At 69.5% G+C, this 24949-nt stretch carries 24 protein-coding genes; 11 read left to right on the plus strand and 13 right to left on the minus strand.

The genetic code is table 11. From position 1 onward, the window contains the following. Nucleotides 1–333 precede the first annotated feature (333 nt). Complete coding sequence (xseA, locus tag F1193_RS14455; RefSeq protein WP_150098505.1) at nucleotides 334–1830, minus strand: exodeoxyribonuclease VII large subunit; 1497 nt, start codon at nucleotides 1828–1830, stop codon at nucleotides 334–336. Nucleotides 1831–2120: 290 nt separating this feature from the next. On the opposite strand from xseA, the gene F1193_RS14460 reads away from it, so the two are divergent. Next, the gene (locus F1193_RS14460; RefSeq protein ID WP_150098506.1) at nucleotides 2121–2354 is read left to right on the plus strand and encodes a hypothetical protein; all 234 of its coding nucleotides are present in this window, start codon (nucleotides 2121–2123) and stop codon (nucleotides 2352–2354) included. Between the two features lies 1 nt (nucleotide 2355). Continuing rightward, a complete protein-coding gene (locus F1193_RS14465) occupies nucleotides 2356–2811 on the plus strand; it encodes a hypothetical protein (protein ID WP_246164431.1) in 456 nt (151 codons plus the stop codon). Between the two features lie 110 nt (nucleotides 2812–2921). On the opposite strand, the gene yacG is transcribed toward F1193_RS14465, so the two are convergent. The 8 genes from yacG to murA all read right to left on the minus strand — a co-directional run bounded on the left by yacG (nucleotide 2922) and on the right by murA (nucleotide 9637). Then, nucleotides 2922–3164, minus strand: coding sequence for a DNA gyrase inhibitor YacG (gene yacG, locus F1193_RS14470; RefSeq protein WP_425457245.1), 243 nt, complete (start codon nucleotides 3162–3164; stop codon nucleotides 2922–2924). A 157-nt stretch (nucleotides 3165–3321) separates the two neighbouring features. Continuing rightward, nucleotides 3322–3957: a Maf-like protein gene (locus F1193_RS14475; protein WP_150098509.1), complete on the minus strand. Its 636-nt coding sequence runs from the start codon at nucleotides 3955–3957 to the stop codon at nucleotides 3322–3324. Nucleotides 3958–4558: 601 nt separating this feature from the next. Then, nucleotides 4559–4840 (minus strand): PilZ domain-containing protein, encoded by a 282-nt coding sequence (locus F1193_RS14480; RefSeq protein WP_150098510.1) that lies wholly within the window; start codon nucleotides 4838–4840, stop codon nucleotides 4559–4561. Between the two features lie 76 nt (nucleotides 4841–4916). Next, on the minus strand, nucleotides 4917–5408 hold the full coding sequence (locus F1193_RS14485) for an arsenate-mycothiol transferase ArsC (protein WP_281287257.1): 492 nt from the start codon (nucleotides 5406–5408) through the stop codon (nucleotides 4917–4919). Nucleotides 5409–5690: 282 nt separating this feature from the next. Continuing rightward, nucleotides 5691–6179, minus strand: coding sequence for a UPF0262 family protein (locus F1193_RS14490; protein ID WP_150098511.1), 489 nt, complete (start codon nucleotides 6177–6179; stop codon nucleotides 5691–5693). After that, the gene (gene hisD / locus F1193_RS14495) at nucleotides 6176–7477 is read right to left on the minus strand and encodes a histidinol dehydrogenase (RefSeq protein ID WP_150098512.1); all 1302 of its coding nucleotides are present in this window, start codon (nucleotides 7475–7477) and stop codon (nucleotides 6176–6178) included. The genes F1193_RS14490 and hisD overlap by 4 nt, the downstream gene beginning before the upstream one ends. Nucleotides 7478–7599: 122 nt before the next feature. Beyond that, a complete protein-coding gene (locus F1193_RS14500; RefSeq protein WP_150098513.1) occupies nucleotides 7600–8040 on the minus strand; it encodes a DUF2948 family protein in 441 nt (146 codons plus the stop codon). A gap of 307 nt (nucleotides 8041–8347) precedes the next feature. After that, nucleotides 8348–9637, minus strand: coding sequence for a UDP-N-acetylglucosamine 1-carboxyvinyltransferase (murA, locus tag F1193_RS14505; protein WP_150098514.1), 1290 nt, complete (start codon nucleotides 9635–9637; stop codon nucleotides 8348–8350). A gap of 624 nt (nucleotides 9638–10261) precedes the next feature. Here murA and ilvD point away from each other — a divergent pair. Together ilvD and F1193_RS14515 are read left to right on the plus strand one after the other, a co-directional pair. Beyond that, nucleotides 10262–12112 (plus strand): dihydroxy-acid dehydratase, encoded by a 1851-nt coding sequence (ilvD, locus tag F1193_RS14510; RefSeq protein WP_150098515.1) that lies wholly within the window; start codon nucleotides 10262–10264, stop codon nucleotides 12110–12112. 465 nt (nucleotides 12113–12577) lie between these two features. Then, the gene (locus F1193_RS14515) at nucleotides 12578–14449 is read left to right on the plus strand and encodes a PAS domain-containing protein (RefSeq protein WP_170263677.1); all 1872 of its coding nucleotides are present in this window, start codon (nucleotides 12578–12580) and stop codon (nucleotides 14447–14449) included. On the opposite strand, the gene cobF is transcribed toward F1193_RS14515, so the two are convergent. Next, a complete protein-coding gene (gene cobF, locus F1193_RS14520; protein ID WP_150098517.1) occupies nucleotides 14439–15206 on the minus strand; it encodes a precorrin-6A synthase (deacetylating) in 768 nt (255 codons plus the stop codon). The two genes, F1193_RS14515 and cobF, sit on opposite strands and share 11 nt — an antisense overlap. 80 nt (nucleotides 15207–15286) lie before the next feature. On the opposite strand from cobF, the gene mog reads away from it, so the two are divergent. Continuing rightward, the gene (gene mog, locus F1193_RS14525) at nucleotides 15287–15814 is read left to right on the plus strand and encodes a molybdopterin adenylyltransferase (RefSeq protein ID WP_210247384.1); all 528 of its coding nucleotides are present in this window, start codon (nucleotides 15287–15289) and stop codon (nucleotides 15812–15814) included. 12 nt (nucleotides 15815–15826) lie between these two features. Here mog and F1193_RS14530 read toward each other — a convergent pair whose 3' ends face one another. Together F1193_RS14530 and F1193_RS14535 are read right to left on the minus strand one after the other, a co-directional pair. Beyond that, nucleotides 15827–17143 carry a DUF3422 family protein gene (locus tag F1193_RS14530; protein ID WP_150098518.1) on the minus strand — a complete coding sequence of 439 codons (1317 nt, stop codon included), beginning with the start codon at nucleotides 17141–17143 and terminating at the stop codon, nucleotides 15827–15829. Between the two features lie 411 nt (nucleotides 17144–17554). Then, a complete protein-coding gene (locus tag F1193_RS14535) occupies nucleotides 17555–17764 on the minus strand; it encodes a hypothetical protein (protein WP_150098519.1) in 210 nt (69 codons plus the stop codon). Between the two features lie 328 nt (nucleotides 17765–18092). On the opposite strand from F1193_RS14535, the gene F1193_RS14540 reads away from it, so the two are divergent. Genes F1193_RS14540 through F1193_RS14550 form a run of 3 tightly spaced genes read left to right on the plus strand, consistent with a single transcriptional unit; the run spans nucleotide 18093 to nucleotide 21035 of the window. Further along, entirely contained in the window at nucleotides 18093–18866 is a 774-nt protein-coding gene (locus F1193_RS14540; protein WP_150098520.1) for a (Fe-S)-binding protein, read from the plus strand. A 4-nt stretch (nucleotides 18867–18870) separates the two neighbouring features. Then, entirely contained in the window at nucleotides 18871–20313 is a 1443-nt protein-coding gene (locus F1193_RS14545; protein ID WP_150098521.1) for a LutB/LldF family L-lactate oxidation iron-sulfur protein, read from the plus strand. Beyond that, entirely contained in the window at nucleotides 20310–21035 is a 726-nt protein-coding gene (locus F1193_RS14550; protein ID WP_150098522.1) for a LutC/YkgG family protein, read from the plus strand. The genes F1193_RS14545 and F1193_RS14550 overlap by 4 nt, the downstream gene beginning before the upstream one ends. Nucleotides 21036–21407: 372 nt before the next feature. On the opposite strand, the gene F1193_RS14555 is transcribed toward F1193_RS14550, so the two are convergent. Further along, nucleotides 21408–21722, minus strand: coding sequence for a cysteine rich repeat-containing protein (locus F1193_RS14555; RefSeq protein WP_246164432.1), 315 nt, complete (start codon nucleotides 21720–21722; stop codon nucleotides 21408–21410). Nucleotides 21723–22078: 356 nt separating this feature from the next. Here F1193_RS14555 and F1193_RS14560 point away from each other — a divergent pair, with 356 nt between their 5' ends. The 3 genes from F1193_RS14560 to F1193_RS14570 all read left to right on the plus strand — a co-directional run bounded on the left by F1193_RS14560 (nucleotide 22079) and on the right by F1193_RS14570 (nucleotide 24795). After that, nucleotides 22079–22642, plus strand: a complete 564-nt coding sequence (locus F1193_RS14560; RefSeq protein ID WP_150098523.1) for a DUF2087 domain-containing protein — start codon at nucleotides 22079–22081, stop codon at nucleotides 22640–22642. 226 nt (nucleotides 22643–22868) lie between these two features. Beyond that, nucleotides 22869–23144 (plus strand): N(2)-fixation sustaining protein CowN, encoded by a 276-nt coding sequence (gene cowN / locus F1193_RS14565; RefSeq protein ID WP_150098524.1) that lies wholly within the window; start codon nucleotides 22869–22871, stop codon nucleotides 23142–23144. 181 nt (nucleotides 23145–23325) lie between these two features. Further along, a complete protein-coding gene (locus F1193_RS14570) occupies nucleotides 23326–24795 on the plus strand; it encodes a L,D-transpeptidase family protein (protein WP_150098525.1) in 1470 nt (489 codons plus the stop codon). The last annotated feature ends 154 nt before the right edge of the window (nucleotides 24796–24949 follow it).

A 24949-nucleotide genomic window follows, 5' to 3' on the forward strand; every position in this document is an offset into this window, starting at 1 on the left:
CTCCCGGCAACTGCGCCGCGCCCGCGTGGCCGGCCAATACGCAGACATAATGCCGCGCGCGGCCGCCGCCAAGCGTCTGTCGCCCGCCCGTCCTACGTTTCCGGACGATCAGCTCGGCTTCTTCTTCCCTCTCCCCTTGCGGGAGAGGGTGGCGAGACCGAGCGTTAGCGAGGTCGAGCCGGGTGAGGGGTAAATGTGGGCGCGCGCTTGAAGATTCACCCCTCACCCGCCTCGCGATCTCACGATCGCTCGGCACCCTCTCCCGCAAGGGGAGAGGGAAGAAAGGCGGCTCCCGGCCGGCGACCACTCCGAGCCGGTCAAGCGGCAACCGCATCACTCGAACAGCGAGCCCTGATCGGGCTTGCCGCGGCGGCGGGCCGGGCGCTGTGGCACGCCGCCGGCCACCACCGGGGTGCGGCCGTCGGCGAACTGGATCTCCAGCCGGTCGCCCGGCTGCACCGCGGCGGCGGCACGCACGGCGCGGCCCGCCGTGTCGCGCACCAGGGCGAAGCCGCGCGCCAGCACCGCGTGATAGGACAGCGCGTCGAGCAGCGCCGCCCGCCCCTCCAGCCGCTCGCGCCGGCCGGCCAGCGCCCGCGCGACGGCAGGCTTGAGCCGCGCGCCGAGCGCTTCGGCGCGCTGGCGGTCATGGGCGATGCGCTCGCGGGCGGCGCGCACCTGGGTCGCCCGCGCCATCGCCAGCCGCTGCGCCAGCGCGTCGACGCGGCGCGTCTCGCGGTCCAGCCGCCAGGAAAGCGCCTGCGGCACGAGCCGCCCGGCCACCCGCAGCAGCGCCGCCCGGTGCAGATGGGTGTTGGCGGTGAGCGCCCGCGGCAGGCGGGCTTCGGCGGCATCCAGCCGCTGGCGGGGGCCGGCCAGCAGCACATCGGCCCGCGGCAAAGCGCGGGCGGCGGCGCGCAGCAGGTCCCGGCGGCGCTGGACGAGGCGGACCAGCGCGCCGGTGAGCCGGCCGCCGCGGTCGGCGACCTGGGCCAGAAGCTCGGCCCGCACCGGCACCGCCATCTCGGCCGCGCCGGTGGGGGTGGGCGCGCGCACGTCGGCGGCGTAGTCGATCAGGGTGGTGTCGGTCTCGTGGCCGACCGCGGCGATCAGCGGAATGTCGCTGTCGGCGGCGGCGCGCACCACGATCTCCTCGTTGAACGACCACAGATCCTCCAGCGAGCCGCCGCCGCGGGCGACGATCAGCAGATCCGGCCGGGGGATCGGCCCGCCCAGCGGCAGGGCGTTGAAGCCGCGGATGGCGGCGGCGACCTCGGCGGCCGAGGTCTCGCCCTGCACCCTGACCGGCCACACGATCACGTGGCGCGGAAAGCGGTCGGCGAGGCGGTGGAGAATGTCGCGGATCACCGCGCCGGTCGGCGAGGTGATGACGCCGATGACGGCCGGCAGAAACGGCAGAAGCTGCTTGCGGGCGGCATCGAACAGCCCCTCCCTGGCCAGCATGGCCTTGCGCTGCTCCAAGAGCGCCATCAGCGCGCCGGCGCCCGCCGGCTCGATCGAGTCGATGACGATCTGGTACTTCGAGGAGCCGGGATAGGTGGTGAGCTTGCCGGTCGCCACCACCTCCAGCCCCTCCTCGGGCTTGAAGCGCAGCCGGCCATAGACGCCCTTCCAGACCACCGCCTCGATGCGGGCGCCGGCATCCTTGAGCGCGAAATAGCAGTGGCCGGAGGCATGGACGCCGCGAAAGCCGGTGACCTCGCCGCGCACCCGCACGTAGGGGTACGCGTCCTCCACCGTGCGCTTGAGCGCGGCGGACAGCTCGGTGACGGAGAATTCGGGCAGATTCGGGCGGGGGGCGTCGGTCATGGGGGGAATTTAGAGCATTCTCCGCAAAAGTGGGGACCGGTTTTGCGAAAGAGAATGCGATAAACCAAGAACTTAGAGCGTCCGCCCGGCTCAACCGGATCGGCGGACGCTCTCGCGTCGCGGAGGGGGCGCAGGCCAGCGGGGGCGTTGGCCTGCGAGGAGGCGCTGCAGGCCGGCAACGAAACCAAGGGGTGTCCGTTGCCTTCCGCTCCGGCGCGGAGCATCTTTAAGTGTCGTTGGGTGAGAGTGTACACACAGTCGATGTTGAAGCCGTGGCGCCGGAGAACGTGATGGCATTCAAGAAGACGGGTCTCAAGAGTGGTGATGTTGTGGCCTGCGCCAATGATCCAGCACCCCCGAAAGATGGATACGTCGTCGTGAAGCGCGGCGCGGCGACGGGGCGGTATATGTCCGTTCCTGGAATCGGCAGAGTGACGCTCATCGAGAGCGATACGCTGTCACGGGCAAATCGAGCTGCGGCCGAAAAAATTCAGTCAGCGATCAAACGTCCTGTCGAGAAGTGACGTGACGGATAATAACAACCATTTCAATCCGATATTTGACAAACTTGTAAACGCCGAGCATCCGCAAGTTGCGGAAATGGTTGCTTACTGTCTCTACAAGATTCGCAAGCGCGAATGGGCGACGGATTTCTTTGCCAAGAACGGCCGCAAACCGAACGATGAAGAGCTGGCGGCGTACGTCGCGATGTGGACCCCGTCCCTGATCGAAGGCACACGCCAGCAAGCCACCGGTATCGTAAATTCGTTTGCGGCGTCGGTTCTGGATGAGAATGCCCCAAAAATAAGAGAGGATGCACTCCGGGGGACATTCTTACGCGCTGTCTCCACATCGATCGTGGCGTCATTTTTCTATACGCTGCTGCTGATCGGCGTCGTCATTGTCGGCCAAATTGCCGGCGTCGACATCGCTTCGATCTGGAGCGCCATCAGCGGAGTCGCGTCGAAAACCGGCCAATAACAGGCGCCAAGCAAGCGTAGAGCGCAATCGCCACAGCGTCTTGCGCCGAGGGGCCGGCGTGGAAAATGGCGGGATACGCTTCGCTATCCCGCCCTACGTCCCGCTGAGCGTCACCCCTCCCCGCCCTCCTCCGGCGGAGTCTCGTCGTCCTCGACCGCCGGCACGGCGTAGGCGCCGGTGAACCAGCGGTTGAGGTCGATGTCGGCGCAGCGCCTGGAGCAGAACGGCCGCCAGCGCACCTCCGCCGGCTTGCCGCAGATCGGGCAGCGGCGCGGCGGCGCGGACTTGGCCGTATCGGGCTTGGCCGGGTCGGGCTTGGACGGATCGGTCATGGTCGCCGGCCGCTTGAGCATTCTCCGCAAAAGTGGGAACCGGTTTTGCGAAAAGAGAATGCGACAACTCAATAACTTGGAGCATTTTCCGCACAAGTGGATACCGGTTGTGCGAAAGAAAATGCGACAAACCAGAAACTTAGAGCGTCCGCCTGGTTCAACGAGATCGGCGGATGCTCTAAAGTCGGTTGGCCCAGCCGGCATGGACCGGATAGCCCTCGCCGGCCAGCAGGCCCAGCGTCTCGTAGAGCGGCAGGCCGACCACGCCGGTGTAGGACCCCACCAGCTTGACCACGAAGGTGCCGGCCAGCCCCTGCACGGCGTAGCCGCCGGCCTTGCCGCGCCACTCGCCCGAGCCGAGATAGGCCTCGACATCCTCGCGCGACAGCCGCTTGAAGCGCAGCCGCGTCTCGGCCAGCCGCGTGCGCACGTGCCCCGCGGCGTTCACCAGCGCCACCCCGGTATAGACGCGGTGCGAGCGGCCCGACAGCAGCTTGAGGCAGGCGGCGGCCTCGTCGACCAGCTCCGGCTTGGGCAGGATGCGGCGGCCGACCGCCACAACCGTATCGGCGGCCAGCACCAGCCCGCCGCGATGCTCGGGATCGCGGGCCAGGATTTCGAGGGCCTTGGCCGCCTTCTCGGCGGCGAGGCGGGCGGCCAGCGTGCGCGGCAGCTCGCCGCGCTTGGGCGTCTCGTCGATCTCGGCGGGCATCAGCCGGTCGGGCACGATGCCGGCCTGGTCGAGCAGCGCCAGGCGGCGCGGGGAGCCCGAGGCGAGGATCAGGTTCAGGCGGCCGGGTGTAGGCGCACTCATTGCGGGTTCCGGACCCCGCGCCGGGCGCGGGCAAAGGCTGCTTGAGGTGGAACTGTTATACGAAATCCGGCCGATCCGGCCGGAGTTTCGTATTCCGGTCGCCGAAAAATCCCTCTTCCGATCAAGGATATTTCGGCGAGGCCGTTTCCGGTATCCCGAAGGGATCGGCCGGAAACCGGATGACGCTCCGGGCTGGGTACCCCCTCCAGCGACGAAGCGGGCGAGACGGCGGCGAGTCGGCCGACGGCCCCGGCAGCACTTCGCCCACGGCGGCGGGAAATTCAAGCAGTTCTTCGGCGGGCGTCGCGGCCGGACGGCCTCATGCCGGTCCGCGTGGGGCATGACTTTGGAGTCTTTCGTCGCCAGCGACCGGGCCGACAGCCTCCGCTCCACGCAGGCCGACATGGCATGCTCGCGCGCTCTCGCCGTGGTCTTCGCCGGGCTTGGCCCGGCGATCTCGATAGGACCGCGGCGGTATCGAGAATCAGGGCGGCACGCAAGTGGCCAGGATCATCGGGATCGCCGGACAAGCCCGGCGATGACGGGGGCTGTTCCGGCCATACCGCCTGGACCCGCAGGGTCCCGTCCATGCGGTCCGGCCTCAGGTGCCCGCAGCGCCCTGGGCAGCCGCAGCCTGATCGATGAACTCGACGCCGACCTCGGTCTCGGTGCGCCAAGCCAACCTGCAGCGGCGGATGGAGCCGTCGCGTTCGTGCAACAGGTGAAACATGGAGGGCACGCCGATGGTCGACGGCAGCCGCAGCCGGGCACCGCCGGGCGTGAGGTCGCGGACCACGCAATCCATGGTGATCGACATGTTGCCGAAGGCGATGCGCGCGCCGCGCAGCGTTCGATCCCGGTATTGCTGGCGTCGCTCGGTCATTGTCTCCTCCCGCCGGTCGCGGACTGACGCTGTACCTGACTGGAGTCGAAGATGATCGATCAGTTTTGACGAAAGGTTATGGCGATTGCCGAAACTCGGGATTATTCCGGAAATCTAGCTGTTGACCAACAAATCTTGCACGGATTCGGTGCAACAACAGGTCGCGCACCTCACGGTAGGCGGCAAGGCACTGCTCGCGGCTGCCCGCATGCTGGTCCGGCTCCGGCGTCGGCCAGTATTCGATGTCGACCGACAGCGTGCGGGTCATCTCGATGGCGCGGTGGTGGGCCTCCGGCGACAGCGAGATCACCAGATCGAAATTCAGCCCCTCCAGCTCCTCCAGCTCGTCGAAGGTCTTGGGCCTGTGCTTCGACATGTCGATGCCGATCTCGGCCATCACCACGTCGACGAAGGGGTCGTGCGCGCCCTTCAGGATGCCGACCGAGGTCACGTACATCAGGCGGCGGAAGACGCGGCGCAGGATGGCCGCGGCCATCGGCGAGCGGATGGAATTCATGCGGCAGGCGAACAGCACCGACTGCGGCAGCTTGCCCCCGGCCCCAGTCACCTGTTCACCCTTTCCACCTGTTCACCCTTTCCACCGGGTCATACGGTTTCCGTTTGATCCCTTCAGAACAACCGCTGGCCGGGAGCCGCGCTCTTTCCCTCTCCCCTTGCGGGAGAGGGTGCCGAGCGATCGTGAGATCGCGAGGCGGGTGAGGGGTGAATCTTCCAGCGTGCTCCCGTATGCACCCCTCACCCGGCTCGACCTCGCTTTGCTCGGTCTCGCCACCCTCTCCCACAAGGGGAGAGGGAAGGAAGAAGCCGAACCAATCAACCGGAAACCGTATCACCCCTTCCAGTGGAGGGCGCAGATCAGCGTGAACAGGCGCCGCGCGGTGTCGAAGTCGATCGCCACCTTGTCCTTCAGGCGCTCGGCCAGGAGCTCGGAGCCCTCGTTGTGGAGCGCCCGGCGGCCCATGTCGACCGCCTCGATGTGGCTCGGCGTCTGGGTGCGGATGGCCGTGTAATAGCTGTCGCACACCATAAAATAGTCCTTCACCACCCGCCGGAACGGCGTGAGCGACAGCAGGTGCGCCACCACCGGCCGGCCATCGGCACGGCGGATGTCGAACACCAGCCGGTTGTCCTGGATCGACAGGTGCAGCGCGTAGGGGCCGGCGGCGTGGCCGACCGGCTCGAACTGATTGTCTTCCAGCAGGTCGTAGATCGCGGTCGCCCGCTCGTGCTCGACGTCCGGGTTGGAGCGGCCGATCGAGTCCTCGTCCAGAGTGACTGCGATCAACCGCCGGCTCGGATCGCGGACAGGCCGGTTCATGCGTGGTCCGGATTGAGGCGGATCGCGACGGAGCGCGCGTGGGCGTCGAGCCCCTCGGCGCGCGCAAGCGCGATCGCGGCTGGCCCGAGCGCCCGCAGCGCCTCGGCGTCGCAGCGCAGGAGCGAGGTGCGCTTCATGAAGTCGAGCACGCCGAGCCCGGAGGAGAAGCGGGCCGAGCGCGCGGTCGGCAGCACGTGGTTGGAGCCGGCGACATAGTCGCCCACCGCCTCGGGCGTGTGGTGGCCGAGGAAGATGGCGCCGGCATTGTTGATGCGCGCGGCCAGCGCCTCGGCGTCCTCGGTGGCGATCTCCAGGTGCTCGGCGGCGATGCGGTCGGCGAGCGGGATCGCCTCCTCGAAGTCGCGCACCAGGATGAGGGCGCCATAGTCCCGCCACGACGCGCCGGCCGCTTCGGCGCGCGACAGGGTCTTCAATTGCCGCTCGACGGCGGCTGCGACCGCGTCGATGAGCGCGGCGTCGTCGGTGATCAGGATCGACTGGGCGGAGGGGTCGTGCTCGGCCTGGGCGAGCAGGTCGGCGGCGATCCAGTCCGGGTTGCCGTGGCGGTCGGCGAGGATCAGCACCTCGGAGGGGCCGGCGATCATGTCGATGCCGACGCGGCCGAACACCAGCCGCTTGGCGCACGCAACATAGGCGTTGCCGGGGCCGACGATCTTGGCGACCGGGCGGATGGTCTCGGTGCCATGGGCCAGCGCGGCGATGGCCTGGGCGCCGCCGACGCGGTGCACCTCGTCGACGCCGGCGAGCTTGGCCGCCGCCAGCACCAGCGGGTTCAGCACCCCGCCCGGCGCCGGCACGGTGACGACGAGGCGCGGCACGCCGGCCACCTTGGCCGGCACCGCGTTCATCAGCACCGAGGACGGATAGGCGGCGGTGCCGCCCGGCACGTAGAGGCCGGCGGCCTCCACCGGCGTCCAGCGATAGCCGAGCTCGACGCCGAGCGCGTCGCGCCAGCGGTCGTCGCTGGGAAGCTGGCGCTGGTGGTAGGCGACAATGCGGTCGCAGGCGAATTCGAGGGCCTTCAGCGTCTCGGGCTCGACGGCATCGAGCGCGGCGTCGATGTCGGCCTGCGGCACGCGGATGCCAACCTTATCGAGGTCGATGCGGTCGAAGCGCCGCGAACAGTCGATCAGCGCGGCATCGCCGCGGGCGGCGACGTCGGCAATGATGGCGCGCACCGAAGCCTCGACATCCTCGGCGGTCTCGCGCTTGGTCGCCAGGAGGTCGGCGAACCGGGCGGCGAAGTCGGACTCGGTGGTGGCAAGGCGAACCGGCATGTCGTCAACTTTCTAGAACGCGACGGGAGAATTCCAAGGATCTTTCGAATCCCGGGGCCCTTCAAGCTGCGCGAGGGCTTCGACGTCGCGAGCCGGCGGCGGTGCCGGCCGCGTTTGCGACCTCAGGCATCTTCCTCGTGGGCTGGCGTCCGCTTGGCCGCCCAGACGGGGCCGAGATCGGACAGCGCGACCTCGATGCATTCGACATCGAGCCGCACCGCGGCACCGGCGGAGAACACCAGGGTGATGGTGCCGGCGGGCGGCTCGGCCGGCGCAAACGTGATGGCCAGCAGGTTCAGCACCCGCTCGGAGTCGGCCGGCGAGAAGCCGTGGGTGGCGGCATGCAGCACGCGGTGGACCTGCAGGCCGGCGCGCCGGCGGCGGGCCTCGGGCCGCAGGCCCTGGGCGGCCAGCCAGTCGAAGCGGTTGACCACCATGGCGAAATGCCGCTCGCGCGGCAGGTAGGCCATGTCGCCCACGGCGACGACGGCATCCTGCAGATGGGCCGAGATCGTCTCCAGGTCGTCGGCGTCGAGGGCGGCGAGCTTCAGAAGGTCAACCATGGGAACAGCCCCGTGTCGAATGCGCTGTCCTAAACCACAATCGCCAAAGGGAAAACCCGGCCTGTCGCGAAACAGCGCATCGCCGGCCGCCGTCCCAGGCGGCTTCCCGGTGATCGGCTCTCTTCTTCCCTCTCCCCTTGCGGGAGAGGGTGGCGAGACCGAGCAAAGCGAGGTCGAGCCGGGTGAGGGGTACAGACGGCATATGCGGGAAGATTCACCCCTCACCCGCCTCGCGATCTTTCGATCGCTCGGCACCCTCTCCCGCAAGGGGAGAGGGAAGGAAGGGGCGCCCCTTGCCCGCCACCCCTCAGCCGCTGATGCGATCGATGTCGGCGCCGCAGCGCGACAGCTTCTGCTCCAGCCGCTCGAAGCCGCGGTCGAGGTGGTAGACGCGGTGGACGAGGGTCTCGCCCTCGGCGGCGAGCCCGGCGATCACCAGCGACACCGAGGCGCGCAGGTCGGTCGCCATCACCGGCGCGCCCTTGAGCTTGCCGACGCCCTCGATGGTGGCGCGCTCGCCGTCGAGCTGGATGCGGGCGCCGAACCGCGCCAGCTCCTGCACGTGCATGAAGCGGTTCTCGAAGATGGTCTCGGTGATCACCGAGGTGCCGTCGGCGCGGGTCATCAGCGCCATCAGCTGGGCCTGCAGGTCGGTGGGGAAGCCCGGGAACGGCTGGGTGGTGACCTCCACCGGCAGGATGCCGGCGCCGTTGCGGCGCACCCGCACCCCGTCATTGGCCGGGATGATCTCGGCGCCGGCCTGCCCCAGCACGTCGAACGCCGCCTGCAGCAGCTCGGGCCGCGCGCCTTCCAGCAGCACGTCGCCGCCGGTCATCGCCACCGCCATGGCATAGGTGCCGGTCTCGATGCGGTCGGGCAGCACGGCGTGGCGGGCGCCGGTGAGCCGCGGCACGCCGCGGATGGTGAGCGTCGAGGTGCCGACGCCCTCGATGTGCGCGCCCATCTTGATCAGGCATTGGGCGACGTCGCCGATCTCCGGCTCGCGCGCGGCGTTGCGGATCACCGTCTCGCCGTGGGCGAGGACGGCGGCCATCAGCGCGGTGTGGGTGGCGCCGACCGAGACCTTGGGGAACTCGATCTCGGCGCCCTTCAGCCCGCCCTTGGCCGAGGCCACCACATAGCCGGACTCGATGTCGATCTTGGCGCCCAGCCGCTCCAGCGCATAGATGTAGAGGTCGACCGGCCGCGTGCCGATGGCGCAGCCGCCCGGCAGCGACACCCGCGCCTCGCCCATGCGGCCGAGCAGCGGCCCGATCACCCAGAACGAGGCGCGCATGCGCGACACCAGGTCGTAGGGCGCGGTGGTGTCGACGATGGCGCGGGCCGAGAGCTGCAGCGTCTGCGGCGATTCCTCGCTGCCGCCGGCCCGCCGTCCGGGCACCATGACGTCGACGCCGTGATTGCCGAGGATACGCTGCAGCAAGGCGACGTCGGCCAGCCGCGGCACATTGTCGAGAATCAGGATGTCGTCGGTCAGCAGGCTCGCGATCATCAGCGGCAAGGCGGCGTTCTTGGCCCCGGAAATCGGGATGGTGCCGTTGAGCGGGTGTCCGCCCCTGATGCGAATCCGGTCCAAATCAGTCTCCGATGCGCGCCGGAAGGTAATCCAATGCCAACATAGCCGGCTGCCCCCGTCTAGCGCGCCGGCCCGGGCGAAACAATGGCAAAGCCCGCCGCGAAACGGGTCCGGGGCCGCAAGGTGTTATGCGGTTTCCAGTTGATCCGCTCGGAACATCCGCGGCCCGGAGCCGCGCTCTTCTCTCCCCTTGCGGGTTGCGGCGTTCACGGATCTGAATTGCCAAGGTGGCGAGATCGAGCCGAAACGCGGTCTCTTGTCGCGAGACTTGGGTCTGAGGCGTTTGCCCAAGACCCGCCGTCGTCATGGCCGGGCTTGTCCCGGCCATCCACGTCTTTGTTTCCAAATATATTTTTAAGTCGTGGATGCCCGCGACAAGCGCGGGCATGACGAGTTCAATCCTGTGGCCACCGGTACCTGCCCATCTGCGGTGTTCTCGACGAAACCCGCGCGGGCCGCCCGCTAATCTATTGGCATTTAATGAATAAATCAGATCCCTGAATGACGCAGCGCCTTGTGGGAGAGGGGAAGAAGAGGGCTCCGGCCGGCGCGTCCATCACGACGTTGCCCCGTCCGGCGGTTGGGGGCATGGTGCGCGGCCTCGCGCTTCGGATTGGAATGACTATGCCTCAGTATCGCTCCCGGACCTCAACCCATGGCCGCAACATGGCGGGCGCCCGCGGCCTGTGGCGCGCCACCGGCATGACGGACGCCGACTTCGGCAAGCCGATCATCGCGGTGGTCAACTCCTTCACCCAGTTCGTGCCCGGCCACGTCCACCTGAAGGACATGGGCCAGCTCGTCGCCCGCGAGATCGAGGCGGCCGGCGGCGTGGCCAAGGAGTTCAACACCATCGCCATCGACGACGGCATCGCCATGGGCCATGGCGGCATGCTTTACAGCCTGCCCTCGCGCGACCTGATCGCCGACAGCGTGGAGTACATGGTCAACGCGCACTGCGCCGACGCCATGGTGTGCATCTCCAACTGCGACAAGATCACGCCGGGCATGCTGATGGCGGCGATGCGGCTCAACATCCCCGCGGTGTTCGTCTCCGGCGGGCCGATGGAGGCCGGCAAGGTGACGCTGGCCGGCAAGGCGCACAAGGTCGACCTGATCGACGCCATGATCGCCGCCGGCAACGACACGGTGTCGGACGCCGACGTGGCGGTGATCGAGCGATCGGCCTGCCCGACCTGCGGCTCGTGCTCGGGCATGTTCACCGCCAATTCGATGAACTGCCTCACCGAGGCTCTCGGCCTGTCCTTGCCCGGCAACGGCACGGTGGTGGCGACCCACGCCGACCGCAAGCGGCTGTTCGTCGAGGCCGGCCACCTCATCGTCGATCTCGCGCGGCGCCACTACGAGCAGGACGACGCCTCGGTGCTGCCCCGCGCCATCGCCACCTTCGCGGCGTTCGAGAACGCCATGACGCTCGACATCGCCATGGGCGGCTCGACCAATACCGTGCTGCACCTGCTGGCCACCGCCGCCGAGGCCGGCGTGAACTTCACCATGGAGGACATCGACCGGCTGTCGCGCCGGGTGCCGTGCCTGTGCAAGGTGGCGCCCTCGGTGGCCGACGTGCATGTCGAGGACGTCCACCACGCCGGCGGCATCATGGCCATTCTCGGCGAGCTCGACCGCGCCGGGCTGATCGACACCTCGACCCGCACCGTCCACGCCGAAACCTTAAGCGCCGCGCTTCAGCACTGGGACGTGCGCCGCACCACGAGCGAGGCGGTGCAGACCTTCTACCGCGCAGCCCCCGGCGGCGTGCCGACCCAGGTCGCCTTCAGCCAGGCGGCGCGCTTCGACGCCGTCGACCTCGACCGCGAGAAGGGCGTGATCCGCGACCTTGAGCACGCCTTCTCGAAGGACGGCGGCCTCGCGGTGCTGTCGGGCAACCTCGCCACCGACGGCTGCATCGTGAAGACCGCGGGCGTCGACGCCTCGATCCTCACCTTCTCAGGCCCGGCCAAGGTGTTCGAAAGCCAGGACGACGCGGTCGCCGGCATTCTCGGCGGCAGGATCCAGGCGGGCGACGTGGTGGTGATCCGCTACGAGGGGCCGCGCGGCGGCCCCGGCATGCAGGAGATGCTGTATCCGACCAGCTACATCAAGTCGAAGGGGCTCGGCAAAGCCTGCGCGCTGATCACCGACGGCCGGTTCTCCGGCGGCACCTCGGGCCTCTCCATCGGCCACGTCTCGCCGGAGGCGGCCGAAGGCGGGCTGATCGCGCTGGTCGAGGATGGCGATCGCGTCGAGATCGACATCCCGAGCCGCGCCATCCGGCTTGCCGTCCCTGAGGCCGAGATCGCCCGCCGCCGGGCGGCGATGGACGCGCGCGGCGAGGCGGCGTGGCAGCCCAAGGACCGCAACCGCGTGGTGTCGGCGGCGCTGCAGGCCTATGCGGCGATGACCACATCGGCCGCGCGCGGCGCGGTGCGGGATCTGAAGTCGCTGAAGCGCTGACGACGCCCGAGGCGTCGAAAGATTGCACGCCCTGCCCTTACGGCAGGGCGTGCCGGCAGGCCGGCGCAGACAAGATATTGTGACCGGGCGCAACTGTCGCATTCGGCTTCCCTCTGCGCGCTGCCTTGTTCACAATGATGAACCTGAACCGGGGGCTGGGAGACCAATCACTGACGTGCAAATCTGGCGGCTGTTCCGCGAGGGGGAATGTGTACCGGATTGCATCTACGAGAACGCATTTTTCTGCTTCAAGTAGAGCGCGGGTGATATATGAGTGAGAACGAATGCTCGTACCCCGGCAGTGTGGCGCAGGCGGCCGATGGCCGCGAGGCCGACAGCCGCGAGGCCGACAGCCGTGAGGCCGACAGCCGAGTTGCCGACAGCCGAGTTGCCGACAGCCGCGGTACCCCGGACACTCAGGATAGCGTGGACTCTCGCGAGGCCGCGGCGTGCAGGGCGCGTGCGATGGAGGCTCGCAACCGGCTGGAGGCACTGGCCGAAACCGGCCTCCTCGACTCGGAGACCGAGGAGCGGTTCGACCGGCTGACCCGCATGGTGGCGCGCACGCTCGGCGTGCCGATCTCGCTGTTCTCGCTGGTCGACAATCGCCGGCAGTTCTTCAAGAGCGCCTTCGGCCTCGGCGAGCCCTGGGCCAGCCGGCGCGAAACGCCGCTCAGCCACGCCTTCTGCCGCCACGTCGTCGCCCACGACGCCCCCTTCCGGGTCGACAATGCCTTCGTCCACCCGGTGGTGGCGCAGAACCCGGCCATGCTCGAGCTCGGCATCGTCGCCTATCTCGGCGTGCCGGTGCGCACCCCCAAGGGCCACGTGCTGGGCGCGCTGTGCGCCATCGACGTCAGCCCGCGCGTCTGGTCGCAGGATGCGCTCACCACGCTGGAGGACTTCGCGGCGCTGGTGGAGGGCGAGATCGACCTGCGCGCCGAGGTGCTGCGCCGAACCGAGGCGGAGGAAATGCTCACGCTCGCCGTCGAAGCCACCGGGCTCGGCCTGTGGTGGCTCGACCGGCCGGACGGCAAGGTCACCTGCTCGGACTCCTGCCGGACGCTTCTCGCCGTGCCGGACGCCGCGCCGATCCCCTATGCCGGGTGGCTGGCCCGCGTGCATCCCGCCGACCGGGCGAAGGCCGACCGCCTGTTGCGCGCCGCGTTCGAGCCTGACGGCGAGGGCCTGTTCCAGCACGAGTTCCGCATCCTGCGCCCGGACGGCGAGATGCTGTGGGTGGCGGCAACCGGCCAGACCGAGAAGGGCGAGGCCGCACCCGGGCTGCCTGCGCCCAGGCGCCTCGTCGGCACGGTGCGCAACATCACCAACCGCAAGCGGACCGAGGAGCTGCTCGCCCAGAACGAGCGGCGCTGGCGCGAAATCCTCAACACCATGCCGCAGATGGTGTGGTCGGCGCTGCCGGACGGCCGCAGCGACTACTACAATGACAGGTGGTACGAATACACAGGCACGGCGCACGGCAGCACCGACATCGACGAGATGCGGGCACTCCTCCACCCGGACGACGAGACGCGGGTTGAGCAGGGCTGGCACCACGCGCTGGCCAGCGGCGAGCCGTTCGACATCGAGTTTCGGCTGCGGCGCCATGACGGCCAATACCGCTGGACGCTCGGCCGCGCATTGCCGATGCGCAACGAAACCGGCGAGATCGAGCGCTGGTTCGGCACCTGCACCGACATTCACGACCTCAAGGTGGCCGAGGAGCAGCGCGAGCTGATCGCCCGCGAGCTGTCGCACCGCATCAAGAACATCTTCGCGGTGGTCAACAGCCTGGTGACGCTGTCGGCGCGGGCCGATCCGCTCGCCCGGCCGTTCGCCGACGCGGTGCGCTCGCGCATCGAGGCGCTGGCGCGGGCGCACGACTACGTCCAGCCCTCGGGCGGAGCGAAGCGCGAGGATCCCAACGAGACCAGCGTGCTCGGCCTGCTGGAGACGCTGCTCGCCGCCTATCAGGAGGATGGCGGCGCCCGGATCGAGGTCTCCGGATCGGACCATCCGACCGGCATCCACGCCGCCACCGCGCTGGCGCTGCTGGTGCACGAGCTCGCCACCAATGCCGTGAAGTACGGCGCGCTGTCGGTGCCCGAGGGCCAGGTGACGATGGCCTGCGAGGCGACGCCCGACGCCTATTGCATCACCTGGAAGGAGCGGGGCGGGCCGCCGGTGGGGCGGCCGCCCACCCGCAAGGGCTTCGGCACCATCCTGTCGGAGCGTGCGGTGGCCGCGCAGCTCGGCGCCACTATCACCCAGGACTGGGAGCCGGAGGGGCTGAAGGTGCGCATCAGCGCCCCGTTCGAGCGGCTCAAGCGCTGACCGGGCGGCGGCGCAGCAGATAGGTGTCCATGATCCAGCCCTTGGCCTGCCGGCGCTCGGCGCGCAGGCGGAGGATGTCGTCGGTCACCTCGCTCGCCGGCCCCGCCACCAGCACCTCGTCGGGCGTTCCGAGATAGGCGCCCCAGAAGATGTCGAAGTCCCGGCGGGGGAAGGCCTCCAGCGAGGCGCCGTCGTCGAGCATCACGACGATGGTGTCGGCGCCGGTTGCGACCGCCTCGGCGATCCGCCGGCCGGTGGTGACGTGCACCGCGCCGCCGATGGTGTTGAGCGCGATGCGGTGCGCCGCCGCCAGCGCCTGCACCGCGCTGATGCCGGGGATCACCCGGCATTCGAACGCCGTGCGCCCGCACGCCAGCACCTTGTCGAGGATGCGGATGGTGCTGTCGTAGAGCGCGGGCTCGCCCCAGACCAGGAAGGCGCCGGTCTGGCCGTCCTCAAGCTCCTTGGCGATGGCGGATTCGTAGGCCTCCGCGCGCTCCTGGTGCCAGGTCTCGACGGCGGCCAGATAGTCGGCGGGCGCGCGGTCGCGCTTGGGGTCGGCGATCGTCGCCACGCGGTAGCGCGGTTCGCGGATGAAGCGGGCGCAGATCGCCTCGCGCAGCCGGATCAGGTCGGCGGTGCGCGCCCCCTTGTCGACGACGAAGAACACGTCGGCGGCGTTGAGCGCCTCGATCGCCTGGACGGTGAGGTGGTCGGGATTGCCGGCGCCGATGCCGATGAGAAGAATGGTTTTCATGCGCTGTTGGCGAATGCCGTTCCCACGTTTCGCGAAAAGTGGTCTAGAGGCCCGCTCGCCCGCCATCAAGGAGGCCCGCCATGATCGCCCGCATCGGCATCGTCACCGTCTCCGACCGCGCCGCCAAGGGCCTCTATGAGGACGAGGGCGGGCCGGCGATCGCCAGCTTCCTCAACGAGGTCATCGTCTCGTCGTGGCAGCGGGTGGTGCGAATCATCCCCGACGGCTTCGAGAGCGTGCGCGACACCCTGATCGACCTCGCCGACCGCGAGTGCTGCGACCTGATCCTGACCACCGGCGGCACCGGCCCGGCGCCGCGCGACGTGACGCCCGAGGCCACCGCGGCGGCGATCGTCAAGGAGCTGCCGGGCTTCGGCGAATTGATGCGGCGGAAAAGCCTGGAGCAGGTGCCGACCGCCATCCTGTCGCGCCAGATCGCCGGCACCCGCGGCGCCAGCCTGATCATCAACCTGCCCGGCCGCCCGGCCTCGATCCGGATGTGCCTGATGGCGGTGTTCCCGGCCGTGCCCTACTGCCTCGACCTGATCGGTGCCTCCCGCATCGACACCGACCCGGCCGTGTGCGCGGCCTTCCGCCCGGCGGTGTGAGGGGAAAGCCCATCACCCCTCGTGTTCGGAGTGCTTCTTGCGGATGCGCGAGACGAGGCGCCACAGCACCAGCACGACGATCGGCACCGCCGCGGCGGTGATGAGGCCGGGCGAGATCGGCACGCCGAAATCGTAGATGCCCTTGGCGAGATAGCTGATCAGCCCGACGACGTAGTAGCTCACGGCGGCGATCGACAGCCCCTCGACCGTCTGCTGCAGGCGGAGCTGCAGCCGCGAGCGGCGGTTCATCGATTCGAGCACTTCGAGGTTCTGGCGCTGCACGTCGATGTCGACGCGGGTGCGCAACAGGCCGGCGGCGCGGGCGAGCTTGACCGACAGGTCGGCCTGCCGGTCGGCGATGGCCTGGCAGGTGCGCAGCGCCGGCGCCATGCGGCGGGACAGGAACGACGCCCAGGTCGGGAAATCGGCCACCGGCTGCTCGTCGACGGCCTGGAGCCGCTGCAGCAGGATGTCGTTGTAGGCCCGCGACGCGCCGAACCGGTAGGAGCTCGCGGCGGCGGCGGCCTCGATCTCTGACGACAGGGTGATGAGGCGGTCGAGTTGCTGGTGGTTGGAGGCAAGACCCTCGGTCATGCGCATCGATTCGGTGAGGTCGGCCAGCGCGCGCTCGATGCGGCGCACCTGCGGCGTCACCCGCTGGGCCTCCGGCAGGCCGAGCAGCGCCAGCGTGCGGTAGGTCTCGATTTCGAGCAGGCGCTGCACCAGCGACCCGGCGCGCGCCGGCCCCAGCGCCCGGTCGAGCACCAGGATGCGGATGTAGCCGGCCGGATCGAGCAGGAAGTCGGTGGCGATCTCGGCCGCCCCGCCATAGACCACCGAGCGCGCCAGGCTGGTGCGGTCGAACAGCCGCTCGGGCGCGATGCCGGCGCCGGCATCGGCGATCAGATGCAGGTCGGCCGCCACCAGGAGCGGCCCCGGCTGCGGCACCAGCCGCATCGGGTCCGACATGTCGGACGCCGGCGGATGGAACGGCACCGGCACGCCGGCCAGGCCCTCCGAGGGCAGATCCCAGGTGTAGGTGGTGAATTCGGCGTGCTGCTCCCAGCGCAGCAGCGTCGCCCCGAGCATGGCGCGATAATATTTTAAGTCGGCCTTTGGCGGGTCGATGCCGCGCGCGGAGAGGTAGCGCGCCAGCGCCACGCGGTCGGCCTGGGCGTGCTCGACGTCGGTGAGGAAGGTGAAATGCAGCACCCGCCGCGGCGTCTCCATCAAGGTGAAGGGCCGCGCATGGACCTCGTTGAGGACGGCGGTGCGCAACGGATGGGCCGCGAGCGTCCGTTCCTCGCCGATCGCTACTGCTCCCGTCACCAATCGCCTCCCTTGTTGCGGCCTGCGTCGATCCATCGTCCGGCGAAGGGCCGCGGCACCCGCCCGCGGCGCCCCTGCAACCACAACAGGCATCGGAAGACGAACCGCAGCCTCGCCCGCGTCCCGCCTGACGCGTCGAATGCGCGGAAGAATGCCCCGCCCTCACTACAAACGGCAACCCCTTCCTGCTTCAGCGCACAGAAGCTGTTGATCGTGACAATTCGGCTACAGAACCTCTGATTGACTCGCTTGATTTTCCGGCATCCCTTGCCATGACAGCGTGCAGTGGGGTCATGGCATACGGTTCGGTGCGGGGATGGTCGCAGCGGCGGCGCTCGCTTTGGGCGGGTGCGACGGGACGGGAACGGATTTCGACGGCACCGGCGTCTTCGGGTCGTCGGCGACCGAGCTTCAGGTCACCTCGGAGCCGGCCGGCGCGCAGGCCCGGGTGTCGAGCGGCGAGAGCTGCGCGGCGACGCCCTGCACGATCAAGGTTCCGCCCGGCGCCGAGCATATGTGGTCACCGTCGGCAAGCCGGGCTTCCTCGACCAGTCGGTCGAGGTCGGCTGGGTCGCGTCGGGCAGCGGCGACAGCACCTATGAGTTGCAGCAGCGACAGCACCTATGAGACGCAGCCCCAGCTTTCTCCCAATCCGGTGAGCGTGACGCTGGAGCCGGCACCGCCGGCGAAGAAAAAGAAGAAGTCCAAGGCCAACGCGCACTGACCGCCACGCACGGGCCGCCGCGCTCCGATCATCGCGAACGGACCAACCCGCACCGATCAACCCGCGCTGGCCACCGCGCCGCCTTCGGCGTGCACCGGGCTTGACCTTCGGTGAGCGCGGGGCGTGTGGCCTTGCATGCCTGAAGGCGTTCCGTCACAGTCCGCCACGCCGCGGGCGGCACGGGAGTGCTGTGCGGCGCAGACGTCGCCCCCGGGAGAGACCCGCATGAATTCGCAGACCCCGGCGCAGCCGCGCGTCGGCCTGTTCGTCACCTGCCTTGTCGACCTGATGCGGCCGCGTGTCGGCTTCGCTGCCGCCAAGCTCCTGGAGGATGCCGGCTGCAGCGTCGAGGTGCCGCGCCAGACCTGCTGCGGCCAGCCCGCCTTCAACGCCGGCGACCGCGCCACCGCCCGCGATCTGGCGCGGCAGGTGATCGAGGCGTTCGAACCCTACGACTATGTGGTGGTGCCGTCCGGCTCGTGCGCCGGCATGATGAAGACGCACTATGTCGAGCTGTTCGACGACGCCGAATGGCAGGCGCGGGCCGGCCGCTTCAGCGCCCGGACGTTCGAGCTGACGTCGTTCCTGGTCGACGTGCTGAAGGTCGAGCGCATCCAGGCGATCTACGAGGGCACCGTCACCTATCATGACGGCTGCGCCGGCTTGCGCGAGCTCGGCATCAAGGACCAGCCGCGCAAGCTCTTGAGCCACGTGGTCGGCCTGACGCTGGCCGAGATGGCCGACACCGAGGCCTGCTGCGGCTTCGGCGGCGCGTTCAGCGTCAAGTATCCCGAGATTTCCGCGGCCATCGCCGACCGCAAGACCGCCAACATCGCCGCCACCGGCGCGCCGATGGTGGTGGCCGGCGATCTCGGCTGCCTGATGCACATCGCCGGCCGCATGCAGCGCGAGGGCCGGCAGGTCCAGGCCCGCCACGTCGCCGAGATGCTGGCCGGCATGGGCCACGAGCCGGCGATCGGCGAACCGGACCGGAGCTAGCGCCGTGGCTGTCCGCATCACCTCCCCGGCCTTCAAGGCCAATGCCCGGCAGGCGCTCGCCGATGCGCCGCTGCAGACATCGATGCGCAACCTGGAGGCCAATTTCATCGGCCGCCGCAGAGCCGCCACCGAGCGCCTGCCCGAGTTCGAGGCGCTGCGCGACGCCGCGCGCGACATCAAGGACCACACGCTGGCCCATCTCGACCTCTATCTCACCGCCTTCGAGGACAAGGTGGTCCAGGCCGGCGGCCACGTGCACTGGGCGGCAACCGCAGAGGATGCGCGCACCATCGTGCTCGACATCTGCAAGCGGCTCGGCGCCAGGACCGCCACCAAGGGCAAGAGCATGATCTCCGAAGAGATCGCGCTCAACGAGCACCTGGAGCAGAACGGCGTCACCCCGGTCGAGACCGATCTCGGCGAATACATCATCCAGCTGCGCGGCGAGATGCCCTCGCACATCATCGCCCCGGCGGTGCATCTGACGCGCGAGCAGGTGGAGGCCGACTTCCGCCGCGTCCACACCCATCTGCCCAAGGAGCGCAATCTCGACGAGGCGGCGACCATGCTGGCGGAGGCGCGCGGCATCCTGCGCGAGCGCTTCCTCGCCGCCGATGTCGGCATCACCGGCGCCAATTTTCTGATCGCCGAGACCGGCACCTCGGTGATCGTCACCAATGAGGGCAATGGCGACCTGACGCAGACGCTGCCGAAGGCCCACATCGTGCTGGCCTCGATCGAGAAGGTGGTGCCGACGCTGGAGGACGCCACCACGCTCCTGCGCGTGCTGGCGCGCTCGGCCACCGGCCAGGAGCAGGCGGTCTACACCACGTTCTCGACCGGGCCGCGGCGCGCCGCCGATCCCGACGGGCCGGGCGAATATCACGTCGTGCTGCTCGACAACGGCCGCTCGCGCATGCTCGGCACGCCGTTCCAGCCGATGCTGCGCTGCATCCGCTGCGGCGCCTGCTTCAACCACTGCCCGGTCTATCAGCGGGTCGGCGGCCACGCCTATGGCTGGGTCTATGGCGGGCCGATGGGCGCGGTGCTGACGCCAACGCTGATCGGCATCCATCAGGCCGGCCACCTGCCCAACGCCTCGACCTTCTGCGGCCGCTGCGAGGAGGTCTGCCCGATGCGCATTCCGCTGCCGAAGATGATGCGGCACTGGCGCGAGCGGCAGTTCGAGAAGAGCCAGATGCCGCTGGCCGAGCGCTACGCCCTCGACGCCTGGGCCTATTTCGCACGGCGCGGCTGGCTCTACCGGCCGGCGAGCCGGCTCGGCGTGGCGCTCTTGCGCCTTCTCGCCTTCGGCCGCGGCCGGCTGCGCTGGCTGCCGTTCGCCGGCGGCTGGACCTCCCAGCGCGACCTGCCGGCGCCGGCCGGCACCACCTTCCAGGCCGCCTGGAAACAGCACGTCAAGGCACGCCGGAGGGCCGCCCGATGAGCGACAGCGAGTCCGCCCCCACCCTCAAGCCGGTCAACCGGCCGCCGCGCGCCACCAGCCGCGACCGCGTGCTGGGCACGCTGCGCCACGCGCTCGATGCCGCGGCGTTCGAGGAGCTGCGGCGCGACGTGGTGGCGTCGCGGCTTGCCAGCCATCCGCGCGGGCCGATCCCGGCGCGCGGCCAGCTCGACCGCGCGGGCCGTCTTGCGCTGTTTCGCGACCAGGCGACTGCTGCCGGCGCCACGGTCGAGCCGCTGGCGAGTTTGAACGCGGTGCCGGCCGCCATCAGCGCCGTGCTGCGCGCCCACAATCTGCCGCTGCAGGTGCGGATGGGCGCCGACCCCAGGCTTGCCGCGCTGCCCTGGCACGCCGAGCCGGCGCTGGAGATCGGGCTTGGCCCCTCCGACGGCGGCGACCTCGCCGCGGTGTCGTTCGCCTTCGCCGCGGTCGCCGAGTCCGGCACGCTGGTGCTGCTGTCGGGGCCGAACAACCCGACCACGCTCAACTTCCTGCCCGACACCCACATCGTGGTGCTGGCGGCCGACGACGTGGTGGGCGACTACGAGACGGTGTGGGACGCGCTGCGCGCCCATTACGGGCCCTTGGTGATGCCGCGCAACGTCAACTGGATCACCGGCCCGTCGCGCTCCGCCGACATCGAGCAGCGGCTGGTGTTCGGCGCCCACGGGCCGCGCCGGCTGCATATCCTGGTGGCGGGGTAGCAGGGGCGGCCCTTCGCCGTGTCCGGGGACGACCCCTCGTCGTTCCCGGCGAGCATCGCGACAGCGATGCTAGAGCATTTTCCGCACAAGTGGATACCGGTTGTGCGAAAGAAAATGCGACAAACCAGAAACTTAGAGCGTTATCCGATCTGATGCAGTCAGATCGGATAACGCTCTAGGGAAGGGAACCCACGATCCACGACAGCCGGAGAGCGGCGCATCAACGCCGGCACCCCAACAACGCATCTGCTTCGCGCGGCGCGGTCATGGGTCCCCTTCCCGACCGCCTTCGGCGGTCGCCGGGGACGACCAGAGAGAGTTCGACTCGCCCGTCCGGGCTCGGGTCCGGACGGGCGGGCCGGCCGCACCCGATCAATTCTGCCGGTTGCGGCCCATGCCGCGGCCACCGCCAGTGTTGTCGAGCGCGGTGCGGCAGTCCGCCGACAGCTTGTCGCGGTTGGCTTCGAGGCAGGCGCGCGCCTCGCCGGAGCCGTGCGGAACCTTGGCGCAGTATTTGGCGAGATCGGCCGTGCAGGTCTGGCCGACCGGGCCCAAGCCGGTGCCGCCACCCATCCCGCCGCCCATGCCTCCCTGGGCGCCGGCCGGGACGGCCATCAGCAGCGCCGCGCCGAGCAGGGCAATGGGTGCCGTCGCACGGACTGCGATCTTCGAAAGGCTGTGTGTCATGACATCCTCCTGGGATTTCCGGTTGGACCCCCTCGTGCGTTCATCAACGCCGCAGGGCCCCCGGTGATCCCGAGGGCCCCCGGTGATCCCGAAGAAAACCCTCGCACAGAGCGGCTGACGGCGGACTGACCCAGCCCGTCAGGCGGCTGTCAGCGAGCTGGGAGCCGATTCCCTTGCGGCCGGCGCGGCACGCGCCTATATCCGCCCCCGGTCGGCAGTTCACCGAGGCGTCGCCGTCCCGCAAGGGAAGCTGAACCTGCCATCTTTCGTCCGATCGACACCGCGCACCCCGTGCCCGTGTCGCAAGCCGGCGGCCACGACGCTCCGATCCCGGATTGGCACGAAGGGGATCAGCGATGTCCAGACCGATCTTTCCGTTCCACGCGGAGGATATCTCCGCGCTTGCCCGCGCGCTGAAGAGCCAGCTCGACAGCCGCGAGGCGCCGCCCGGCCATGTCGAGCTGCTCAACATGCTGGCGCGCGGCGCCGGCTGGAAGAACTTCCAGCACTTCCGCGCCCAGTTCGAGGCGCACGAGCGCCTTGAGCAGCCGATCGTCCAACCGGCGCCGCCCCCGCCGGCGATCGATTTCAGGCGTATCGAGCGGCTCGCCCGGCTGTTCGACGACGCCGGGCGGCTCGTGCGCTGGCCGAAGAAGTTCAACCAGCAGCAGACCTGCCTGTGGGTGTTGTGGTCGCGCATCCCGGCGCGGCGCGACTTCGCCGAGCGCGAAATCAACCTCCTGCTGCTCGACCAGCACGCCTTCGGCGACTACGCGCTTCTGCGACGCGACATGATCGATTCCGGCCTGATGACCCGCACGCCGGACGGCCGGGTCTACCGCCGCATCGAGCGTGCCCCGCCGCCCGACGCCGTGGCGCTGATCCGCGTTCTTGCCGGCCGCGGCTCGCAGGCCGCGTAGGCTTTCCGACACGGCGCGCCCCCCGGGCGGGCCGCCTGCCGGGCAGCTCCACCGCCCCTCACGATCCCGGGTCGCGCAGCTTCGCTGCTTGCCCGGGATGACGAGTGAGATCCGTCGTCCCGGCTTGCGCCGCTTGGCCGGGGCGACGGCGGGCATATCCTGTGACTTTTCGGCCGTAACGGCACGGAGCTTGCTAGCCGATCGGCAACTTCCCAAAGGGGCCAAGATGGATCAGCGTACCGACCGTTACGTAACATTCAAGAACATCGATTGCGACGGCAAGACCCGCCTGGCGATGGCGCGGATCGAGGACTACGTCGCCACGAGCGACAACCCGTTCTGGGGCTATTTCCGCCAGCAGCGGGCGCTCGCCCACGGCCGGGGACTCGACGACCTGCGCGTGCTGCACAATTATCTGCCGACGCTCCGCGAGATCCTGGAAGAGATCGACGACCAGGAGACGCTGGAGATGCTGGAAGACCTGGAGCGTACCTGCATGTGACGGAACGGCCGGCGAGCGCGCGTCGACGCCTCAAGTCGTCGCCTTGGTTTTCGGAACCCCGGCTTGATCAGCCGGAAAGTGCAGGAAACAGCGCGCGCGTTCGAACCGAATCGGCTCTGCTGGCGACCTTCGGATTCGGGGGCGTTTTCTGCCCGACCTTCATTCCGCCGAGACCCAGGCCATGGTTCCGTTCCGCCGTCTTGCCTGCACCCTGCCGCTCGCGGCGCTGATCGCCGGAGCGCCGATCACCTTGGCGCTGGTCGTTTGGGCGCTGCCGTCGCGCGCCCAGTGGAATGCCCTGGCGCCGCTGGCCGCCGACGGCTTCCAGACCGACACCATCGATTCGCGCGTGGCCGCGCCCGAGACGGCGGCCGTCGTGCAGCCTTCGGCGCCGATCGTGCCGCAGCCGCGCCCGCCGGCGCCGCCCCGCACCGACGGCCCCGAGCAGGTCACCGTCTCGCAGTCGCCCATCCCCACCTTCTCGCCCGACAGCCTGCGCGCCACCGAGCGCGCGCTGATGCTCTATCGCGACATCGCCAGCCGCGGCGGCTGGCCGCGCGTGCCGCCGCCGCCCGCAGGCACCACGCTGGCGCTCGGCGCCACCGGGCCGGCGGTGACGGTGCTGCGCCAGCGGCTGGCCGCCTCCGGCGACCTCGCGCCCGAGGCCGCCGGGGACGGCGCGTTCGACATGGAGCTGGAGGAGGCGCTGCGCCGCTTCCAGCTTCGCCACGGGCTCACCACCACCGGCGCGGTCGGGCCGATGACCCTGAAGGCGCTCAACGTGCCGGCGGCCGAGCGGGTGCGCCAGCTCGAAGCCTCGCTGGCCCGCCTCGCCGAGCGCGACTTCGTGTTCGCCCAGCGCTACGTGGCGGTGAACCTCGCCGCGGCGGCGGTGGAGGCGGTGGACGGCGGCCAGGTGGCGCGGCGCTTTCCGGCGGTGGTCGGCAGGCCCGAGAACGCCTCGCCGGAACTGGTGGCCCGCATCACGGCGGTCAATCTCAACCCGACCTGGACGGCGCCGCTCTCCATCGTCAAGAAGGAGATCCTGCCCAAGCTGGCGCGCGACCCCGCCTATCTCGCCCGCGCCAACATGCGGCTGATCGATGGGTCCGGCCGCGAGATCGATCCGCGCACGGTGAACCCGAACGGCCCGGTCAATTTCAGCGTCCGCCAGGATTCCGGCGCGTCGAATTCGCTGGGCTTCCTGCGCATCGACATGCCGAACAGCTATTCGGTCTACATGCACGACACGCCGCGGCGCGACCTGTTCCGCTCCGACTACCGCTTCCACTCGCATGGCTGCGTGCGCGTCGGCAATGTCCGCGACCTCGCGGCCTGGCTGCTCACGGATACGCCGGGCTGGGAGCGCAAGCAGATCGACGCGGCGATCGCCACCGGCCGGCGCACCGACATCCGGCTCACCAACGCGATGCCGGTGGTGTGGATCTATCTCACCGGCTGGGGCACCGCCGACGGCACCGCACATTTTCGCGAGGACGTCTACGACCTCGACGACAAGCGCCGGCTCGATCCGTCGATGCTGGTGGCGGCGCGCCGACCGGACGCCACGGGTGCGGCCGGCTTCGCGCTGCAGAGCGCAGCGCGGCCGCTGGAGCTCAAGCCCAGCGCCAACCGGCTGGATGACCTGTAGGCGGGATGACGCGGGGGAGAGGTTGCCGTCCCGGGCAAGCGCGCAAAGCGCGCGCGAGCAACTGTCATGCGGCTTTGGGGTCTCGCCAGGGTTTGTTGTCTCGAATCATGGCGTTGAGGATGGTCAGGAGCTTTCGGGCGATGGCGATGAGGGC

The organism is Blastochloris sulfoviridis (assembly GCF_008630065.1).
GTDB lineage: Bacteria > Pseudomonadota > Alphaproteobacteria > Rhizobiales > Xanthobacteraceae > Blastochloris > Blastochloris sulfoviridis.

What these genes read in the sequence shown, in the direction of transcription:
- hisD (WP_150098512.1), bottom strand. Translation starts at nt 7,477, where the DNA reads ATGCCGGTTCGCCTTGCCACCACCGAGTCCGACTTCGCCGCCCGGTTC.
- F1193_RS14560 (WP_150098523.1), top strand. Translation starts at nt 22,079, where the DNA reads ATGTCCAGACCGATCTTTCCGTTCCACGCGGAGGATATCTCCGCGCTT.
- F1193_RS14570 (WP_150098525.1), top strand. Translation starts at nt 23,326, where the DNA reads ATGGTTCCGTTCCGCCGTCTTGCCTGCACCCTGCCGCTCGCGGCGCTG.
- F1193_RS14500 (WP_150098513.1), bottom strand. Translation starts at nt 8,040, where the DNA reads ATGGTTGACCTTCTGAAGCTCGCCGCCCTCGACGCCGACGACCTGGAG.
- F1193_RS14480 (WP_150098510.1), bottom strand. Translation starts at nt 4,840, where the DNA reads ATGACCGAGCGACGCCAGCAATACCGGGATCGAACGCTGCGCGGCGCG.
- ilvD (WP_150098515.1), top strand. Translation starts at nt 10,262, where the DNA reads ATGCCTCAGTATCGCTCCCGGACCTCAACCCATGGCCGCAACATGGCG.
- F1193_RS14550 (WP_150098522.1), top strand. Translation starts at nt 20,310, where the DNA reads ATGAGCGACAGCGAGTCCGCCCCCACCCTCAAGCCGGTCAACCGGCCG.
- F1193_RS14490 (WP_150098511.1), bottom strand. Translation starts at nt 6,179, where the DNA reads ATGAACCGGCCTGTCCGCGATCCGAGCCGGCGGTTGATCGCAGTCACT.
- cobF (WP_150098517.1), bottom strand. Translation starts at nt 15,206, where the DNA reads ATGAAAACCATTCTTCTCATCGGCATCGGCGCCGGCAATCCCGACCAC.
- F1193_RS14475 (WP_150098509.1), bottom strand. Translation starts at nt 3,957, where the DNA reads ATGAGTGCGCCTACACCCGGCCGCCTGAACCTGATCCTCGCCTCGGGC.
- F1193_RS14515 (WP_170263677.1), top strand. Translation starts at nt 12,578, where the DNA reads ATGGAGGCTCGCAACCGGCTGGAGGCACTGGCCGAAACCGGCCTCCTC.
- yacG (WP_425457245.1), bottom strand. Translation starts at nt 3,164, where the DNA reads ATGCTCAAGCGGCCGGCGACCATGACCGATCCGTCCAAGCCCGACCCG.
- cowN (WP_150098524.1), top strand. Translation starts at nt 22,869, where the DNA reads ATGGATCAGCGTACCGACCGTTACGTAACATTCAAGAACATCGATTGC.
- xseA (WP_150098505.1), bottom strand. Translation starts at nt 1,830, where the DNA reads ATGACCGACGCCCCCCGCCCGAATCTGCCCGAATTCTCCGTCACCGAG.
- F1193_RS14555 (WP_246164432.1), bottom strand. Translation starts at nt 21,722, where the DNA reads ATGACACACAGCCTTTCGAAGATCGCAGTCCGTGCGACGGCACCCATT.
- F1193_RS14460 (WP_150098506.1), top strand. Translation starts at nt 2,121, where the DNA reads ATGGCATTCAAGAAGACGGGTCTCAAGAGTGGTGATGTTGTGGCCTGC.
- mog (WP_210247384.1), top strand. Translation starts at nt 15,287, where the DNA reads ATGATCGCCCGCATCGGCATCGTCACCGTCTCCGACCGCGCCGCCAAG.
- F1193_RS14540 (WP_150098520.1), top strand. Translation starts at nt 18,093, where the DNA reads ATGAATTCGCAGACCCCGGCGCAGCCGCGCGTCGGCCTGTTCGTCACC.